Origin of the sequence: Streptomyces sp. NBC_01478 (assembly GCF_036227225.1) — a bacterium.
Lineage (GTDB): Bacteria > Actinomycetota > Actinomycetes > Streptomycetales > Streptomycetaceae > Streptomyces.
The window spans coordinates 4380422-4397987 of sequence record NZ_CP109444.1 but is presented as its reverse complement, the minus strand read 5'-3'; the positions used below and the strand labels follow the sequence as shown (position 1 = coordinate 4397987).

Annotated in this window: 14 protein-coding genes; 9 read left to right on the top strand and 5 right to left on the bottom strand. The window is 70.9% G+C overall.

What is annotated here, in order from left to right; all coding sequences use genetic code 11:
• Nucleotides 1–10 precede the first annotated feature (10 nt).
• Both mmsA and OG223_RS19675 read left to right on the top strand, forming a co-directional pair.
• A complete protein-coding gene (mmsA, locus tag OG223_RS19680; protein WP_329250120.1) occupies nt 11–1513 on the top strand; it encodes a CoA-acylating methylmalonate-semialdehyde dehydrogenase in 1503 nt (500 codons plus the stop codon).
• Between the two features lie 208 nt (nt 1514–1721).
• Complete coding sequence (locus OG223_RS19675; protein ID WP_329250117.1) at nt 1722–3125, top strand: APC family permease; 1404 nt, start codon at nt 1722–1724, stop codon at nt 3123–3125.
• Between the two features lie 54 nt (nt 3126–3179).
• Here the strand turns inward: OG223_RS19675 and OG223_RS19670 are convergent, their stop codons facing one another.
• Nucleotides 3180–3608: a GNAT family N-acetyltransferase gene (locus tag OG223_RS19670; RefSeq protein ID WP_329250114.1), complete on the bottom strand. Its 429-nt coding sequence runs from the start codon at nt 3606–3608 to the stop codon at nt 3180–3182.
• Nucleotides 3609–3723: 115 nt separating this feature from the next.
• On the opposite strand from OG223_RS19670, the gene OG223_RS19665 reads away from it, so the two are divergent.
• The 4 genes from OG223_RS19665 (at nt 3724) to OG223_RS19650 (ending at nt 11365) form a co-directional block, all read left to right on the top strand.
• Nucleotides 3724–6747, top strand: coding sequence for a CocE/NonD family hydrolase (locus OG223_RS19665; protein ID WP_329250111.1), 3024 nt, complete (start codon nt 3724–3726; stop codon nt 6745–6747).
• Nucleotides 6744–7607, top strand: a complete 864-nt coding sequence (locus OG223_RS19660) for an ABC transporter permease (RefSeq protein ID WP_329250109.1) — start codon at nt 6744–6746, stop codon at nt 7605–7607. Before OG223_RS19665 ends, OG223_RS19660 begins: the two co-directional genes overlap by 4 nt.
• 147 nt (nt 7608–7754) lie before the next feature.
• Nucleotides 7755–9332: a vWA domain-containing protein gene (locus OG223_RS19655; protein ID WP_329250106.1), complete on the top strand. Its 1578-nt coding sequence runs from the start codon at nt 7755–7757 to the stop codon at nt 9330–9332.
• 107 nt (nt 9333–9439) lie between these two features.
• Nucleotides 9440–11365, top strand: coding sequence for an AMP-dependent synthetase/ligase (locus tag OG223_RS19650; protein ID WP_329250103.1), 1926 nt, complete (start codon nt 9440–9442; stop codon nt 11363–11365).
• A 74-nt stretch (nt 11366–11439) separates the two neighbouring features.
• Here OG223_RS19650 and OG223_RS19645 read toward each other — a convergent pair whose 3' ends face one another.
• Both OG223_RS19645 and OG223_RS19640 read right to left on the bottom strand, forming a co-directional pair.
• Nucleotides 11440–11850 carry a rodlin gene (locus tag OG223_RS19645; protein ID WP_329250100.1) on the bottom strand — a complete coding sequence of 137 codons (411 nt, stop codon included), beginning with the start codon at nt 11848–11850 and terminating at the stop codon, nt 11440–11442.
• Between the two features lie 218 nt (nt 11851–12068).
• Entirely contained in the window at nt 12069–12482 is a 414-nt protein-coding gene (locus OG223_RS19640; RefSeq protein WP_093626962.1) for a rodlin, read from the bottom strand.
• A 202-nt stretch (nt 12483–12684) separates the two neighbouring features.
• Here OG223_RS19640 and OG223_RS19635 point away from each other — a divergent pair, with 202 nt between their 5' ends.
• The 3 genes from OG223_RS19635 (at nt 12685) to OG223_RS19625 (ending at nt 14767) form a co-directional block, all read left to right on the top strand.
• A complete protein-coding gene (locus OG223_RS19635; RefSeq protein WP_266856908.1) occupies nt 12685–13101 on the top strand; it encodes a rodlin in 417 nt (138 codons plus the stop codon).
• A gap of 289 nt (nt 13102–13390) precedes the next feature.
• Nucleotides 13391–13618 (top strand): chaplin ChpD, encoded by a 228-nt coding sequence (chpD, locus tag OG223_RS19630; RefSeq protein WP_026178071.1) that lies wholly within the window; start codon nt 13391–13393, stop codon nt 13616–13618.
• A 120-nt stretch (nt 13619–13738) separates the two neighbouring features.
• A complete protein-coding gene (locus OG223_RS19625; protein ID WP_329265372.1) occupies nt 13739–14767 on the top strand; it encodes a chaplin in 1029 nt (342 codons plus the stop codon).
• 166 nt (nt 14768–14933) lie between these two features.
• Here the strand turns inward: OG223_RS19625 and OG223_RS19620 are convergent, their stop codons facing one another.
• The gene (locus tag OG223_RS19620; RefSeq protein WP_329265370.1) at nt 14934–16190 is read right to left on the bottom strand and encodes an NAD(P)-binding domain-containing protein; all 1257 of its coding nucleotides are present in this window, start codon (nt 16188–16190) and stop codon (nt 14934–14936) included.
• Nucleotides 16190–17500: a carboxylate--amine ligase gene (locus OG223_RS19615; RefSeq protein WP_329250093.1), complete on the bottom strand. Its 1311-nt coding sequence runs from the start codon at nt 17498–17500 to the stop codon at nt 16190–16192. Before OG223_RS19615 ends, OG223_RS19620 begins: the two co-directional genes overlap by 1 nt.
• Between the last annotated feature and the right edge of the window lie 66 nt (nt 17501–17566).

Below are 17566 nucleotides of genomic sequence, written 5' to 3'. Positions count from 1 at the left end.
GCAACTGGGCATGACGAAGATCGTCAACCACTGGATCGGCGGCAAGACCGTCGAAGGCGCCTCGGGCAACTACGGGCCGGTCACCGACCCGGCGACCGGCGCGGTCACCACGAAGGTCGCCTTCGCGACCGTCGACGAGGTCGACGCGGCGGTCGCCGCCGCCAAGGACGCCTACGCGACCTGGGGCACCTCCTCGCTCGCCAAGCGCACCACGATCCTGTTCAAGTTCCGCGCGCTGCTGGACGCCAACCGCGACGCGATCGCCGAGCTGATCACCGCCGAGCACGGCAAGGTGCACAGCGACGCGCTGGGCGAGGTCGCGCGCGGCCTGGAGATCGTCGACCTGGCGTGCGGGATCACCGTGCAGCTCAAGGGCGAGCTGTCGACCGAGGTCGCCAGCCGCGTCGACGTCTCCTCGATCCGCCAGCCCCTGGGCGTGGTCGCCGGCATCACGCCGTTCAACTTCCCGGCCATGGTGCCGATGTGGATGTTCCCGATCGCCATCGCGACCGGCAACACCTTCGTCCTCAAGCCGTCCGAGAAGGACCCGTCGGCGTCCCTGAAGATCGCCGAACTGCTGGCGGAGGCAGGGCTCCCCGACGGCGTCTTCAACGTCGTCAACGGCGACAAGGTGGCCGTGGACCGCCTCCTTGAGCACCCGGACGTCAAGGCCGTCTCCTTCGTCGGCTCGACGCCCATCGCCCGCTACATCCACACCACGGCGGCCGCGAACCACAAGCGCGTCCAGGCCCTGGGCGGCGCCAAGAACCACATGCTGGTCCTGCCGGACGCCGACCTGGACGCGGCGGCGGACGCGGCCGTGTCCGCGGCCTACGGCTCGGCGGGCGAGCGCTGCATGGCCATCTCGGCCGTGGTCGCGGTCGGTTCGATCGGCGACGAACTGGTCGAGAAGATCCGCGAGCGCGCCGAGAAGATCAAGATCGGCCCCGGCAACGACCCGACGTCGGAGATGGGCCCGCTGATCACTGCGGTCCACCGCGACAAGGTGGCGTCCTACGTCACGGGCGCGGCGGCCGAAGGCGCGGAGGTCGTCCTGGACGGCACCGGCTACACGGTCGAGGGCTTCGAGGACGGCCACTGGATCGGCATCTCCCTCCTCGACAAGGTGCCGACGACCGCCAAGGCGTACCAGGACGAGATCTTCGGCCCGGTCCTCTGCGTCCTGCGCGTCGACACGTACGACGAGGGCGTGGCGCTGATCAACAGCTCCCCCTTCGGCAACGGCACCGCGATCTTCACCCGCGACGGCGGCGCGGCCCGCCGCTTCCAACTGGAGATCGAGGCCGGCATGGTCGGCGTCAACGTTCCGATCCCGGTCCCCGTCGGCTACCACAGCTTCGGCGGCTGGAAGGACTCCCTCTTCGGGGACCACCACATCTACGGCAACGACGGCACGCACTTCTACACCCGCGGCAAGGTCGTCACCACCCGCTGGCCCGACCCGGCGGACGGCCCGTCGGGCGTGGACCTGGGCTTCCCGCGCAACCACTGATCAACACCGAGCAGCACCGAATGGGGCCGTCCGTATCGCGGACGGCCCCATTTTTTCGGCTACGACGGCTGCGGTTCCCGTAGCGGTCGCAACTGGGACCGGCACTGCTTCCAGGCACCGAATACAGCATCCGGGGCGGCCTGGATCAACGAATTCCGAAGGTGAACACCCATTGACGTGATGGTTTCCGTCAATGTTCCATCAGCGCGTGACCGACACCCTCCCCACCGCCGAAGCCGCCGTCTCTGAGGCGCCGCCGGACGGCCCCCAGAGTCCGCGGACGCTCAAGCGCTCCATCGGCATAGTCGGCGGCACCCTCCTCACGCTCTCCTGCGTGACACCGGCCTCGACGCTCTTCGTGGTCGTCCCCGACCTGTTCGGCACGCTCGGCACCGCGACCGCCCTCACGATCGCGATCGGCTCGGTCCTCTGCATCGCCGTGGCGTTCTGCTACTCGGAGCTGGGCACCCTCATCCCCAGCGCGGGCGGCGAGTACGCGATGGTGTCGACGCTGGCGGGCCGCCTGGCGGGCTGGCTGGTCTTCGTCCTCTCGCTCCTGGTGGTGATGATCGTCCCGCCGGTGATAGCGATGGGCACGGCGGACTACCTGACCCCGATAGTCCACCTGAACCCGTCGATGACCGGCGCGGGCGTGATGCTCCTGGCCACACTGGCGGGCCTGTTGGACCTGCGCGCCAACGCGTGGATCACGGGCATCTTCCTGGTCCTGGAGGTCATAGCGGCAGGAGTCGTAGCCCTGCTCGGCTTCACGCACAGCCAACGAGGCCTGGGCAGCCTGACCTCGATGCAGGTCGCGGGCACAGCCGGCCACACGGACACGGTGACGGCGATGCTGGTGGTCTCGGGCCTGGCGATAGCCCTGTTCGTCACGCAGGGCTTCTCGACGGCGGTCTACCTCTCCGAGGAACTGGAGAACCCGCGCCGCAACGTGGCCCGCACGGTCCTCGCCACCCTCGCGATCTCCACGGTGATCATCCTGGTCCCGGTGGTCGCGATCACGATGGGCGCGTCCGACCTCCCCGCGCTGACCGGCGGCGACATCAGCAGCATGGTCACGGCCTGGTCCAACTCGGCGGTCGGCACCTTCGTCAGCCTCTGCGTGGCCCTCGCGATCATCAACGCGGGCATCGTCATGGTCATCCAGAACTCCCGAGTCCTCTTCGCCTCGGCCCGCGACAAGGCCTGGCCGGCCCCGGTCAACACGGTCTTCTCGAAACTCGGCCGCTTCGGCTCCCCTTGGGTGGCCACCCTCGCGGTGGGCATCCCCGGAGCGATCCTCTGCTTCGTCAACCTGGACACCCTGTACGGCGTGACAGGCGTCTCGGTGACGGGCATGTACTTGCTGGTCGCGGTCGCCGCCCTACTCTCCCGACGCGGATCACACAGGCACACGCACGCGTGGCGCATGCCGCTCTGGCCCGCAATGCCGATCTTGCTGATCGCGGTCCTGGCCTACATCCTCACCCAGCAGGAGACGAGCTATCTCCTGTGGACGGGCGGGATCGTCGCCGTGGCCACCCTCTACTGGGCGTTCTACCTGCGCCCGCGCCGCGAGACCCGCTGGCTGGTGTCGATCCCGGAGGACCAGTAGGCGTAGGCGACTTCACCCACGGCTCTCACAAGCTGCCTTCACCCATCGACTTCACTACGTGAAGTCCCACGTCACCACCGTGCACGACCCGTCGTCCTTGCCACCCGCGCTGCGGTAGGTGGCGAGGGCGACATCGTTCCCGGTGTCGATGAGCACCCACATCCCGTAGCAGCCCCGCTCCCGCGCGAGCGCGTCGAGCCGCCGCACCAGCGCCCGCCCGATCCCCCTCCGCCGATACGGCTCCGCGACCGCGAGTTCGTACAGGAGCATCTCGGTGCCCTTGTCGGGGTGGATGGTCTCGACACCGCTGACGAAGCCGACCACCGACTCCCCGTCGTACGCGAGGAAGAGATGGTGTCCGTCGGCGGTCAGGAAACGCTCGGTCCACTGGGTGCGGACGGGACCGTCGAAGAGGTGCTCGGCCGCGGTGACTTCGGCGACGGTGGTCGCACGGCGGATCGCGAGGCTGTCGATGCTGGCCATGGGACTTCGTACCACGGACGCGGTATGCGGGAAGGGGCCCGTACTCCCCGGGGAGGGGCGGAGGTTCGGCCCGGGGGCTGCCTCGGTTGTCAGTCGCGGGCCGTACCGTTGAGGCATGGATCTTCGACTGCCCGCCCTGCGAGGGCTGCGGCGGCCCCGGCGCCTGCTGGCCGCCGGGGCCGCCGTGGTCGTGCTCGCGGGTGCCGGTACCTGGACGGCGGTTGCCTCCGACGACCCGCCTCCGGTGCACCGCTCCGACCGCGTCATGGCCGTGGACGGAGTGCGCCTCGACACCTCGTACTTCACGTCCGGCGCCACCGGACGCCGCCCCGCCGTCCTCCTTGCCCACGGCTTCGGCGGCAGCAAGGACGACGTACGAAAAGAAGCCGAGGACCTGGCCAAAGACGGCTACGCGGTACTGACCTGGTCGGCCCGCGGCTTCGGCAAGTCCACCGGCAAGATCGGCCTGAACGACCCGTCCGGCGAGGTCAAGGACGTATCGAAACTGATCGACTGGCTGGCGAAGCAGCCGGACGTCGAACTCGACAAACCAGGCGACCCGCGCGTGGGCATGGCAGGCGGTTCCTACGGCGGAGCCATCTCCCTGCTGGCCGCCGGGTACGACGACCGGGTGGACGCGATCGCCCCGGCGATCACGTACTGGAACCTCGCGGACGCGCTGTTCCCGAACGGCGTCTTCAAGAAGCTCTGGGCCGGCATCTTCATCAACTCCGGTGGCGGCTGCGCCAAGTTCGAGCCCACGCTGTGCCAGATGTACGACCGGGTGGCCGAGTCGGGCAAGCCGGACGCGGCGGCCCGCGCGCTCCTCGAAGCCCGCTCCCCGTCCGCCGTCGCCACGCACATCAACGTGCCGACCCTCCTGCTCCAGGGCCAGACCGACTCCCTCTTCCCGCTGGGCCAGGCCGACGCCGCCGCGAAGGCGATCCGCGCCAACGGCGCCCCCGTGGACGTCGACTGGATCGCGGGCGGCCATGACGGCGGCGACATGGAGACGAGCCGCGTCCAGGCGCGTGTGACGTCCTGGTTCGACCGGTACCTGAAGGACGACAAGAACACCGACACGGGCCCCGCCTTCCGCGTCACCCGCACCGGAGGCGTCGACTCAACGGACGGCGCCGCCCTGTTGCGCGGCGCGAGCGGCAGCGCGTACCCCGGCCTGGAGAGCGACCCGCGCACGATCGCCCTGACCGGCCGCCGCGAGCAGTCCTTCACCAACCCGGCCGGCGCCAGCCCGCCCGCCATCTCGGCCCTCCCCGGCCTCGGCAGCACCGGCGGCCTTTCGCAACTGTCCTCCCTGGGCATCGGAGTGTCCCTCGACTTCCCCGGCCAGTACGCCGCGTTCGACTCGGCCCCCCTCACCAAGAGCCTCCGCGTCACCGGATCGCCCACGGTCACCGTCCACGTCAAGTCGACGAGCGACGACACGGTCCTCTTCGGCAAGGTCTACGACGTGGGCCCGAGCGGCACCCAACAGGTGCTCCCCTCCCAGTTGGTGACCCCCCTCAGGATCGAGGGCACCAAGGCCGGCAAGGACGTCACGATCACCCTCCCGGCCATCGACTACGACGTCCAGAGCGGCCATCACCTGCGTCTGGTCCTCGCCTCGACGGACCTCGGCTACGCCTCCCCGGCGGCCCCGGCGACGTACACCGTCACCCTGAAGAGCGACCTCAAGGTGCCGACGGCCCCCGGTGTCACGACCGCGGCGGCGACGCTGCCGTCCTGGGTCTGGTGGCTCCCGCTGGCGGGCGCGGCGGTCGCCCTGGCCCTGCTGCTGACCGGACGCAGGCGCACCGCCACGGCACCCCCGGCCCCCGAACTGTCCGAAGTCCCGCTCCAGATCACGGACTTGAGCAAGCGGTACGCGAAGTCGGCGGACCGGTACGCGGTACGGGACCTGTCCTTCCGCGTCGAGAAGGGCCAGGTGCTCGGCCTCCTGGGCCCGAACGGCGCGGGCAAGACGACCACCCTGCGCATGCTGATGGGCCTGATCAAACCGGACGCCGGCGAGATCAGGGTCTTCGGCCACGCGATCCGCCCGGGCGCCCCGGTGCTGTCCCGGGTCGGCGCCTTCGTCGAGGGCGCGGGCTTCCTCCCGCACCTCTCCGGCCGCGAGAACCTGGAGCTGTACTGGCAGGCCACGGGACGGCCGCCGCAGGACGCCCACTTGGAGGAGGCCCTGGAGATCGCGGGCCTCGGCGACGCACTCTCCCGCGCGGTCCGCACCTACTCCCAGGGCATGCGCCAGCGCCTCGCCATCGCCCAGGCCATGCTCGGCCTCCCCGACCTCCTCATCCTCGACGAACCGACCAACGGCCTCGACCCGCCCCAGATCCGCGAGATGCGCGAGGTGATGATCCGCTACGCGGAAGCGGGCCGCACGGTCATCGTCTCCAGCCACCTCCTCGCGGAGGTCGAGCAGTCCTGCACCCACCTGGTGGTCATGGACCGCGGCCGCCTGGTCCAGGCGGGCCCGGTGGCCGAGATCATCGGCTCCGGAGACACCCTCCTGGTCGGCCTGGCCGCCGACATCCCCGACCCCTTGGTGGAAAGGATCGCGGCCCTCCCGGACGTGGACTCGGTGACCCGAGCGGAGGGCGGCCTGCTGCTGCGGCTGGCCTCCGGCGAGCACCTGGCCCCCAGCGAGCACCTGGCCCCCAGCGACGGTTCGGCCTCCGGGGACGGTCCCGCACCGGGCGACGGACCGCCAGTCGGCGGCGGACCGGCAGCGAGCGATCACCCGGCCCCCGGCGAACACCTGGTATCCGCCACCTCTCCGGCGGACGGCGCGAGCACGGCCCCCCGGGCGGTCGCCGCCGCCACCCCCGGCGGTGCCGCCGCCGAGGCCTTCGGCGCCACGCGCGGTGTGCAGGGCGCCGCCACGACCGAGGCGTCCGGCATCGCACTCGCCGAGCCCGACAGCACCACCGCCGAGGCCTTCGGCGCCGCACTCGCCGAGCCGGACACCACCACGGCCCAGACCGCGCCCACCCACGGCTCGCCCGCCGCCGCCCGGCTCCTCGTGGAGCTCGTACGGCTGGAAGTCCCCGTCTCCTCCGTCGGCCCGCACCGGCGGCTCGAGGATGCCTTCCTCACCCTGATCGGAGGTTCCGCATGAGCACGCTCGCCGAGCCCGTCGAGGTGGCCTCCGGCTACCGGGCGGGCCGCACCCTGCCCCTGCGGGTCGAGCTGGTCCGGCAGTTGAAGCGGCGCCGCACGCTGGTCATGGGCGGCATCCTCGCCGCGCTGCCCTTCGTGCTGGTGGCTGCCTTCGCGATCGGCGGCACCCCGGGCGGCCGCAACTCCCAGGTGACGCTGATGGACACGGCCACCTCGTCCGGCGCCAACTTCGCCGCGGTGAACCTGTTCGTGTCGGCGGGCTTCCTGCTGGTCGTCCCGGTCGCCCTGTTCTGCGGGGACACGGTCGCCTCGGAGGCCAGTTGGTCCTCCCTGCGCTATCTGCTCGCGGCACCCGTGCCAAGAGCCCGCCTCCTGTGGTCCAAGCTGGTCGTCGGCCTGAGCCTCAGCCTCGCCGCGATGATCCTGCTCCCGCTCGTCGCCGTGGCCGTCGGCACCGCCGCCTACGGCTGGGGCCCACTGGAGCTGCCCACCGGCGGCGCGGTCGGCGCGGGCACGGCCGCCGGACGCCTGCTGGTCGTCGTGGCGTACATCTTCGTGTCCCAACTGGTCACCGCAGGGCTCGCGTTCTGGCTCTCGACGAAGACCGACGCCCCTCTCGGCGCGGTCGGCGGCGCGGTCGGCCTGACCATCGTCGGCAACGTCCTGGACGCCGTCACGGCCCTCGGCCACTGGCGCGACTTCCTGCCCGCGCACTGGCAGTTCGCCTGGGCGGACGCCGTACAGCCCCATCCGGAGTGGTCCGGCATGATCCAGGGCACGGCGGTCTCCGTTACGTACGCCATCGTGCTGTTCGCCCTGGCCTTCCGGGGTTTCGCCCGCAAGGACATCGTGTCCTAGGTCACCGGAGGATCTCCCACCGGTCTCGACGGGCCATGATCGCGACCCCTTCGAGACGCTTCCGCAACTCCCCGTAGCGCACATTCCGGCCCCCTACGCCGTCACAGTCGCAGAAGGCGACGTCAACGGACCAAGGGGGCACGGGAGATGAAGACCCACCAGACCGACCGAACACGACCGAGGCAGGAGTGCGCGCACCACCGCCCCCGGCGACTGCGCGCCACCCTCCTCGCCCTCACCGCCGCGAGCGGACTGCTCCTCACCGCCTGCGGCGCGGGCGACGGCAGCAGCTCCAACACCTCGGACGCGTCGAACCACACCGGCTTCCCGGCCCCCGCCCCCGCCACCACCTCCGGCGGTGACAACAGCAGCGAACAGGACGGCGAGCAGACCGGCACCCCCGCCGACAAGATCGCCCCGTCCCCCGACTACCTCTCCACCTTCGCCCTCGACGTCGACACCGCCTCCTACGGCTACGCCCGCCGCGTCCTCGCCGACGGCGGGCGCCCCGACCCGTCGACGATCCGCCCCGAGGAGTTCGTCAACAGCTTCCGGCAGGACTACGAACGCCCCGACGGCAACGGCTTCACCGTCACCGTCGACGGCGCCCGCACCGACAAGTCCAACTGGTCCCTCGTCCGCGTCGGCCTCGCCACCCGCACCGCCGACGACAACGCGGAACGCCCGCCCGCCGCCCTCACGTTCGTCATCGACGTCTCCGGTTCCATGGCCGAGACGGGCCGCCTGGACCTCGCCAAGAAGTCCCTCGACGAGATGACCGACCGACTGCGCGACGACGACTCGGTCGCCCTGGTCACCTTCAGCGACGAGGCCGAGACCGTCCTCCCGATGACCCGCCTCGACGGCCACCGCGGCAAAGTCCACGACGCCATCGACGAGTTGGAGACCCAGTCCTCGACCAACCTCGGCGCCGGCGTCGAGACCGGCTACGCCACCGCCACCGAGGGCCTGCGCAAGGGCGCCACCAACAGGGTCGTCCTCATCTCCGACGGCCTCGCCAACACCGGTGACACCAGCGCCGACTCGATCCTGGAGCGCGTCGCGGACGAACGCCGCGACCACGGCATCACCCTCTTCGGCGTCGGCGTCGGCAGCGACTACGGCGACGCCCTGATGGAGAAACTCGCCGACAAGGGCGACGGCCACACCGCGTACGTCTCGGACGACGCCGACGCCCGCAAGGTCTTCGTCGACCAACTCCCGCAGAACATCGACCTCACCGCCCGCGACGCCAAGGCCCAGGTCGCCTTCGACCCCGAGACGGTCGCCCAGTTCCACCTCATCGGCTACGAGGACCGCAAGGTCGCCGACGACGACTTCCGCGACGACAACGTCGACGGCGGCGAGATCGGCCCCGGCCACACCGTGACCGCCCTCTACGCCGTCCGCACCAGGCCCGGCGCCGACGGCCACCTCGCCACGGCGAGCGTCCGCTGGCTAGACCCCGACTCCCGCGCCCCGCACGAGGAATCGGGCCAACTGGAGACCGACGCCCTGCACGACTCCCTGACCGACGCGTCCGACCGCTTCCAAGTCACCGCCGTGGCCGCCTACTTCGCCGACTCCCTCCGCTCCGGCGACCTGCCGGGCAACCCCGGCCTCACCGAACTCGCCACCCGGGCCCACGCGTTGGCGAAGAAGACTGAGGACAAGGACGTACGGCAACTCGCCGAGGCGATCGACGAGGCGGCCCGGGCGGACTGAACCCGACCGAACCCGGACCCGATCCCACCGGCCCCATTGACCTTCCCCTACTTGCGAGTAAGTTGGCGCCCCAGTCACCGTCTCACCGTCGACCGGGAGCAGCCGACATGGGCGTACGCAAGGACTTGAAGCGGGCGCGGCAACGCACCGACCTGGCGGCCCGCACCCGGGTCGACATCACCCGCGACGAGCGGGGCGTCGTACGGGAGGCGGGCACGCTGCCGCTCGCCCCGCGCCCGACGACCGGCAGCACCGCAGACCTCCCGTTCACCAATGCGGCGGAGGCCCCCGACACGGTGGTCCTCCGCCGCGAACAGCACGGCACCTGGCACCCCGTGACGGCGGCGGCCTTCGCCGGTGAAGTCACCGCGGTGGCAAAGGGGTTGGTGGCCGCCGGCCTCGAACCGGGCGGCCGGGTCGCGGTCATGTCCCGTACCCGCTACGAGTGGACGGTCCTCGACTTCGCGATCTGGGCGGCCGGTGGCCAGACGGTGCCGATCTACGCCACCTCGTCGGCGGACCAAGTGGAGTGGATCGTCAGGGACTCGGGCACCCGCTTCGTCGTCACGGAGACCACCGAGCACACCGACACGGTCACCACCGGCACGGCCCGCCACCCCCAACTCCCGCGCGTCTGGCAGTTGGACGCGGGGGCCGTCGACGAACTCACAGCCTTGGGCCGGGAGTTGCCCGACGACGAGATCACCAAGCGCCGCGCCTCCCTCACCCCCGACACGATCGCGACGGTCTGCTACACCTCCGGCACCACCGGCCGCCCCAAGGGCTGCGTCCTCACCCACGCCAACCTGCACGCCGAGGCCGCCAACATGGTCGAGCTGCTGCACCCCCTCTTCACGGAGGTCACCGGCCAGGTCGCCTCGACGCTGCTCTTCCTCCCGCTCGCGCACATCATGGGCCGCACCCTCCAGATCGCCTGCCTGATGGCCCGCATCGAGGTCGGCCACTGCCCGAGCATCAAGCCCGACGAACTCCGCCCGGCGCTACGGGAGTTCAGGCCCACGTTCCTGGTCGGCGTGCCGTACCTCTTCGAGAAGATCCATGACGCCGGCCGCGCGACCGCCGAGAAGATGGGCCGCGCCGCCTCCTTCGACCGCGCCGACCGCATCGCGGTCCGCTTCGGCGAGGCGTACCTGAACAAGTTCCTGGGCACCGGCAAGGGCCCCGGCCCCGGCCTCTACGCCGCGTGGGCCCTCTACGACCTGCTGGTGTACCGCCGTATCCGCAAGGAACTCGGCGGCCGGCTGCGGTACGCCATCAGCGGCGGCTCCCCGCTCGACCGCGACCTCAACCTCTTCTTCGCGGCGGCCGGAATCATCGTCTACGAGGGCTACGGCCTGACCGAGACGACGGCCGCCGCCACCGTCGTACCGCCCCTGCGGCCCCGCCCCGGCACGGTCGGCCTCCCGGTCCCCGGCACCACGATCCGCATCGCCGACGACGGCGAGGTGCTCATCAAGGGCGGGGTGGTCTTCGGCGCGTACTGGAACAACCCGGCGGCCACCGACGCCGTACTGAAGGACGACTGGTTCGCGACCGGCGACCTGGGCGCCCTCGACGAGGACGGCTATCTCACCATCACCGGCCGCAAGAAGGACATCCTCGTCACCAACGGCGGCAAGAACGTCTCCCCGGCCGTCCTGGAGGACCGCCTGCGCAGCCGCGCCCCGGTCGGCCAGTGTCTGGTCGTCGGCGACAACCGCCCCTTCGTCGCCGCCCTGATCACCCTCGACCCCGAGGCCCTCGCCCACTGGCTGTCGGTCCGCGGCCTCCCCGCGGACACCCCGCTCGCCGACCTCGTCGAGGACCCACGCCTGCGCGCCGACGTCCAGAAGGCCGTCGACCACGCCAACCAGGCCGTCTCCCGCGCCGAGTCGATCCGCGCCTTCGCCCTGGTCGAGGGCGAGTTCACCGAGGACAACGGCCTGCTCACCCCGTCCCTGAAACTCAAACGGCACGTGGTGACGGCGGCCTACGCGGACGACATCGAGGCGCTGTACGCGAAGCGGTCGTAGCTGAAGCAGTGGTACGACATGCAAGAGCGGGCCGCCGATGTGCTCGGCGGCCCGCTCTCGTGGTGCTGATGGGGTCAGCTGTTCGCGGCGCCGTTGCCCGACAGGACCGGGATGTTGTCCAGGATGTGCGACAGCGGCTCGTCGCCCTTGGCCTGGGTGGAGTTCTCGGTGCACTGCTGGTTCTGCGGGGCCGAGAGGATCGGCACGTCCTGCAGAACGGTGACCGGCACGACGCCGACGATCGAGGCGAGGTTCGCCTTGACCGGCAGGCCGACACAGGGCTTGTTCAGGGTGCCCTGGACGAGGGAGAGCTGGGGGCTCATGTCGCCCTTGGTCTCCTGGTTGCCGTACTTCTGCACGGCGCCGTTGCCCTGCGTGGTGGTGACGCCGTCGTCGTTGCCGATCGCCATCGCCGGGGTGGCGACAGCGGCCGTGGCACCGGCGAGAGAGGCGGCAACAGCCGCGGTCGCCCACAGCTTCTTCATGTTCAATCCCTTTCGGAGGACGGACTCCCGTTGCGGAGCCGCGCGATGATCAACTGGGTGATGACTGGTTTGGTTGCGGCCTTTGCCCCGTATGGAGCAATAAGTCGGTTCACCTGCGCCATCGCCACCGGATCGGTCGGCACGCGGAACGCGTCGGGCGCAGAGGACAGGCCGACGGGCCGCCGAGAAGACGGCGGCCCGTCGTGTGCGTCTGGGGGTCAGCTACCCGCGGCGCCGTTGCCCGACAGGACCGGGATGTTGTCCAGGATGTGCGACAGCGGCTCGTCGCCCTTGGCCTGGGTGGAGTTCTCGGTGCACTGCTGGTTCTGCGGCGCGGAGAGGATCGGCACGTCCTGCGCGACGGTGACCGGCACGACGCCGACCAGCGAGGCGAGGTTCGCCTTGGCGGGCAGGCCGATGCAGGGCTTGTTCAGCGAGCCCTGGATGAGCGCCATCTGCGGGCTCATGTTGCCGTACGTGGCCTGGTTGCCGTAGACCTGCTCGGCGCCGTTGCCGTTCGTCGTGGTGACGCCATTGTCGTTACCGATCGCCATCGCCGGGGCGGCGACGGCAGCCGAGGCTCCGACGACGGAAGCGGCGACAGCCGCAGCAGCCATAACCTTCTTGATCACTTGCGTGGTCCCTTCTGGAGTAACCCCGTCCACCGGAGCGACCTGAACAACTGGTGCCGGGCCGCATGGTTGCTCCGATTCACTCCAATGGCCCAGATGAATCCAACCGGGTGAAGCCGTGCGGCCAACACGCAACCAATCCGGTCGACCCCTGTTGATGGGGGAGCAGGAATTGTGTCTCTGCCAGGAAAGGACCGCAGAAATGCTCAAGAAGGCAATGGCTGCGACGGCTGTCGCGGCTTCCGTCGTCGGCGTCTCGGCGACGGCCGCCCCGCAGGCGCTGGCCATCGGCAACGACAACGGCGTCACCACGGTCAACGGGAACGGTGCCGAGCAGGCCTATGGCAACGCCAAGACCACCGGCGACATGAGCCCCCAGCTCGGGCTCGCCCAGGGTGACCTGAACAAGCTCTGTGTCGGTCTGCCGGCCAAGGTCAACGCGGCCTCGATCGTGGGCGTACTGGTGCCGGTCACCGTCCTCCAGGACGTGCCGGTCCTCTCGGCCCCGCAGAACCAGCAGTGCGCCGAGAACTCCACCCAGGCCAAGGGTGACGAGCCGCTGTCGCACATCGCCGACAACATCCCGGTGCTGTCGGGCAACGGCGCGATCGGTAGCTGAGACCGTACGCCTGAGAGTGACCCGGGCGGCCCGCCGGATTTTCCGAGCGGGTCGCCCGCTTCGCTGAACAAAGCTGTTTTCCCTTGAAGAGAAGCGTTTCTTCGTCGCTGCGTCCATCCCGTCAATTCGGTGCGGACGATCGAGTGAATTGTCAGGTGACACGCGTTCTTCAGTTTCTTCCTGTGTCTATCCCTCGTTTTACAGGCTGCAGGTCATGGTGCGAGCCGCACAAGCTGTGCTCGCTCGGTTTCGGCCGTCATAGGGCATGACCGCAGAGAAGGGAACGTCAATGAAGAAGAGCGCTGCTGTTGTCGCTGGTGCGATCATGGCTCTCGGTATGGCCGCCCCGGCCTTCGCCGACGCCGGCGCCGAGGGTGCCGCCATCGGTTCGCCGGGTGTCCTCTCGGGCAACGTGGTCCAGGTTCCCGTGCACATCCCCGTCAACGTGTGCGGCAACTCGATCGACGTGATCGGCCTGCTGAACCCGGCGTTCGGCAACACGTGCGTCAACGACTGACGACGTAACGCACCAGCCGTTCCGGCTGTGTCATGGCCGGCCTTGGACAGGTTTCCAAGGCCGGCTTTTCCCACTTCAAGCAGGAAGACAACGAGATTGCGACAGACCCTGGGTAAGGGAATGGTCGCGGCGGCCGCCGCGACGAGCATTCTGTCCCTGTGCGGCAGCCCCGCCCTGGCCGACTCGTACACCGGCGGCGCTGCCAAGGATTCGCCGGGCGTCCTGTCCGGCAACAGCCTCGAGGTCCCGGTCGACGCGCCGGTCAACGCCTGTGGCGACTCCGTCGACGTGGCGTCCGGGCTCAACCCGACGTTCGGCAACTCGTGCGCCGGCGGCAAGGACGCCCACCGGCACAGCGAGCACACCGGCCACCACCGGTGGACCGAGCCGTCGTCGTACGGCGACTCCGACGACTCCGATGACGACTCGGGCTATGGCTACGGCCATGGGTACGGCCACGGGTATGGCCACGGTCACGGCTCCGGGCATGGCTACGGAGACGACTCGGGCTACGGCTCCGGGGGCGACTCCGGCTATGGCTCCGGCGGCGATTCGGGTTACGGCTCCGGCGACCACTCGGGCCATGGCACTCCGGACTGCGAGGAGACGCCACCGCCTCCTCCCGGCGGCCACCACCACACGCCGCCGCCTCCTCCGGGTGGGCACCACACCCCGCCCCCTCCGACCGGTGGGCATCACACTCCGCCGCCTCCCACGGGCGGACATCACACCCCGCCGCCCCCGACCGGTGGGCATCACACTCCGCCGCCTCCCACGGGCGGACATCACACCCCGCCCCCTCCGACCGGTGGGCATCACACTCCGCCGCCTCCCACGGGCGGACATCACACCCCGCCGCCCCCGACCGGTGGGCATCACACGCCGCCCCCTCCTACGGGTGGGCACCACACTCCGCCTCCGACCGGTGGGCACCACACCCCGCCGCCCCCGACGGGTGGGCATCACACCCCGCCTCCCCCCACGGGTGGGCACCACACGCCTCCGCCCGCCGGTGGGGAGCACACCCCGCCGCCCGTTCTGGCGCACACCGGCAGTGAGGCCATGCTGGCCGCCTCGGCTGTCAGTGCCGCGCTGATCGCGGGTGGCACGATCCTCTACCGACGAGGACGAGCCGCGTCCCGTAGGTAATGCGCACGGGGTGCCGGACGTCACCGCCCGGCACACCCGCGTCGCCCACGGCGGCAGCCGCTGATGTCAACGTCTCCTCCGCCTTGCGGCCGCACGCACCACGCCCCGCTCACCGGCGTTGACCAGGCACCACAGATTTCCCGCGGCCTGCGCCGCCGGACAGGCCCTAGCGCCGTACGAAGGCCGGCGTGCTCCGTCGCCCGGGTGCCGGGATCATGCCGCCGCGCGGCTCCGAGCGCAGTCGGCGCCGGACTCCCCGCACCAGCGCGCCCGCCGTGTAGGTGGCGCCGTGCACGAAACGCATCGCCGGGCCGAAGCCCGAGGCCGTCACCAGGCCCGCCATGAAGAGGCCGGGGTGCGAGGACTCGAAGTCCCGGCCGACCTCCGGGGAACCGTCGCCCACCGTGGCCAGCGATCCCCTCAACTCGCCGGAGAGCAGCCCGAGTCGGCCGGTCGTCGCCTTGAACCCCGTTGCCGCGATGACGTGTTCGGTGTCCAGGGAGCGTGTCCCGCCCGCTCCGCCCACCGTCTCCAGACGTACCCCGCCCGGCACCACGTCGGCCGCCGCGACCTCCTGGCCGAGCAGCACCTCCACCGCCGGTTCGACCCGGTCCCGTACCCACCAAGCACCCGCCGGGCCAAGGGCGTTGGCCGCGATCCCGGCCCGGGTCGACTCCGGGAGGCGGCGGAAGAGGTCGGGGCGCTCGGCGTAGAACCAGTTGCGCCAGCCGGGGCCCAGGCCGCTGTGCGGGGAGCGGGCCTCCTGCCACCACGGGCGCTCCCAGGCCGGCGGTACGTCGTTCCAGCGCAGTTTGTCGGCGCGCGCCAACACCCTTACCCGGGTGCCTTGTTCGGCGAGCAGTGCCGCTGTCTCCAGGGCCGCCTGGCCGCCGCCGATCACCGTGACGTCCTTGCCGCGGAAGTCGTCCAGCGTGCTGTGGTGGCTGCTGTGCGAGACGAGGGACCGGCTCAACCCCCGTAGCGCGGACGGGATTTCGACGAACGGCATGACACCGACCGCGAGTGCGACGGTACGGGCGTGCAGCACCGTGCCGTCGTCGGTCACCGCCTCGAAGCCGCCCGGCACCGGCGCGATCCGCTCCACCGTCCGCTCGTCCACCTCCGGCACCGCGTTGCGGGCGAACCACAGGCCGTACGAGGCGAACATCTCGACCGGGATCGGTTCCCCGTGCCGGGCCTCGACGCCCTGGGTGGCGCAGTACCTGTCGAGCGGCCAACGGCCTTCGGGGTCGGACAGGTTGGAGGCCCAGGGCTCCGACTTGAGGAACATGCCCCGGGGCATGTGGTCGCGCCAGGACGCCATGGGCCGGCCGAAGACGCGCAGGTTCAGCCCGGCGGCCGCGGCGTGGGACGCGATGGACAGGCCGTACGGGCCCGCGCCCACCACCAGCAGGTCGTACATCAGCAACGGCTCGCTTTCTCGTCGTCGGTCAACTCGGTCGGCTTGGTCAACTCGGCCGGTTCGGCGGGCTCTTCGAGCGGGCTCGCGCCCGCCTGGCGGACCACCCGCGCCTCCGTCGGGCGCGCCGGGGCCGCCGTCCGGCCCAGTTGCTCCCGCACCTTGCGCAGCACATGCAGCCCCCACAGCCCCCACATCGCCCGGCCCGGCGCCCGGTCGTCCGGCGCGTACCAGGCCAGCTCGCGTCCGGCCATCGCCGGGCGCAGCGCGCTGAGCGGCGCGTAGTTCTCCACCACGAACGAACGGCCCGGCCGCGGCGACCCGTCCGGCAGCGGACGGTGGGTCAGATCCAGGTGCAGCGCGCGGACCACGTCCAGGCCCGCGCTGTCGGCGAAGAGCCGGAACTGGGCGCCGGGCCGCGGGTTGAAGTCGAGCAGGTGATAGCTGCCCGTCGTGCCGCAGCGGCGGAAGTCCAGGTCGAAGATGCCGCGGTAGCCGAGCTCGGTGGTGAGGCGTTCGGCGAGCGACTGCACCTGGGGGTTGGGCGTCCAGCGGCCCACCGCCGTCAGGCCCGCGCCACGCGGCCAGGCCCGCTGCTTGCGGCCGGCCCCGCCGCCGCGCACCGCGCCGGAGCGGTCGGCGTACCCGTGGAAGAACCAGTCGCGGTCCGGGCCGGACGGCAGGAACGCCTGCAACAGCAGTCGGCTGCCCGCCTCGTCGGCGCGCAGGAACAACTCGCGTGCTTCCTGCGCGCTGCGCACCACCACCGTGCTGCGCAGCCCGGTCCCGGCCGGCACCAGCCAGGGCCGGCTCCACTTCGCGACCACCGGCAGCCCCAGTTGCCAGGCGGCGCTCGCGGCCTGCGCCGGGCTCTCCGGGATCAGCGTCACCGGGTGCGGGATGTCCGCGCTCGCGCACACGGCGGCCAGTTCCGCCTTGTCCGCGACCCGTTCGGGCAGCGCGCCGGGCTGCTGCGGCAGCAGATAGGACGGCGCGAGTTCCTCGCTCAGCCGGCCGACCGCGACGGCGCTCGCGTCGTCCATCGGGATCAGTACGGCGGGACGCGCGATCCGGGCGGCCACGCGCCGCAGCGTGCCGGCGATCTCGGCGGGAGACGCGGCAGGCGGCGGCGGGGGATGCATCTGGCAGACGAAGCGGGAGTTGCGTACCGGACTTGCCGAGGAATCGGCGACCACATGCACCTCCACTCCCGCCCTGCCGAGCGAACGCACGGCACCCAGCGTTCCGTGGTGAAAGGGATTCCGGTCGATCCGCAACAGAACTGCGGGGACACGGACGTCGAGCAGCGACACGGACTGTTTCCTTCGGTTCGGTTCACCCACGCGGGCGACAGGGACACTCAAAAGCCGTAGCGGCGG

Coding starts and splice junctions, on each gene's coding strand:
- OG223_RS19645 (WP_329250100.1), bottom strand. CDS start 11,850: ATGAAGAAGCTGTGGGCGACCGCGGCTGTTGCCGCCTCTCTCGCCGGT.
- OG223_RS19660 (WP_329250109.1), top strand. CDS start 6,744: ATGAGCACGCTCGCCGAGCCCGTCGAGGTGGCCTCCGGCTACCGGGCG.
- OG223_RS19665 (WP_329250111.1), top strand. CDS start 3,724: ATGGATCTTCGACTGCCCGCCCTGCGAGGGCTGCGGCGGCCCCGGCGC.
- OG223_RS19635 (WP_266856908.1), top strand. CDS start 12,685: ATGCTCAAGAAGGCAATGGCTGCGACGGCTGTCGCGGCTTCCGTCGTC.
- OG223_RS19670 (WP_329250114.1), bottom strand. CDS start 3,608: ATGGCCAGCATCGACAGCCTCGCGATCCGCCGTGCGACCACCGTCGCC.
- OG223_RS19650 (WP_329250103.1), top strand. CDS start 9,440: ATGGGCGTACGCAAGGACTTGAAGCGGGCGCGGCAACGCACCGACCTG.
- mmsA (WP_329250120.1), top strand. CDS start 11: ATGACGAAGATCGTCAACCACTGGATCGGCGGCAAGACCGTCGAAGGC.
- OG223_RS19625 (WP_329265372.1), top strand. CDS start 13,739: ATGGTCGCGGCGGCCGCCGCGACGAGCATTCTGTCCCTGTGCGGCAGC.
- chpD (WP_026178071.1), top strand. CDS start 13,391: ATGAAGAAGAGCGCTGCTGTTGTCGCTGGTGCGATCATGGCTCTCGGT.
- OG223_RS19620 (WP_329265370.1), bottom strand. CDS start 16,190: ATGTACGACCTGCTGGTGGTGGGCGCGGGCCCGTACGGCCTGTCCATC.
- OG223_RS19655 (WP_329250106.1), top strand. CDS start 7,755: ATGAAGACCCACCAGACCGACCGAACACGACCGAGGCAGGAGTGCGCG.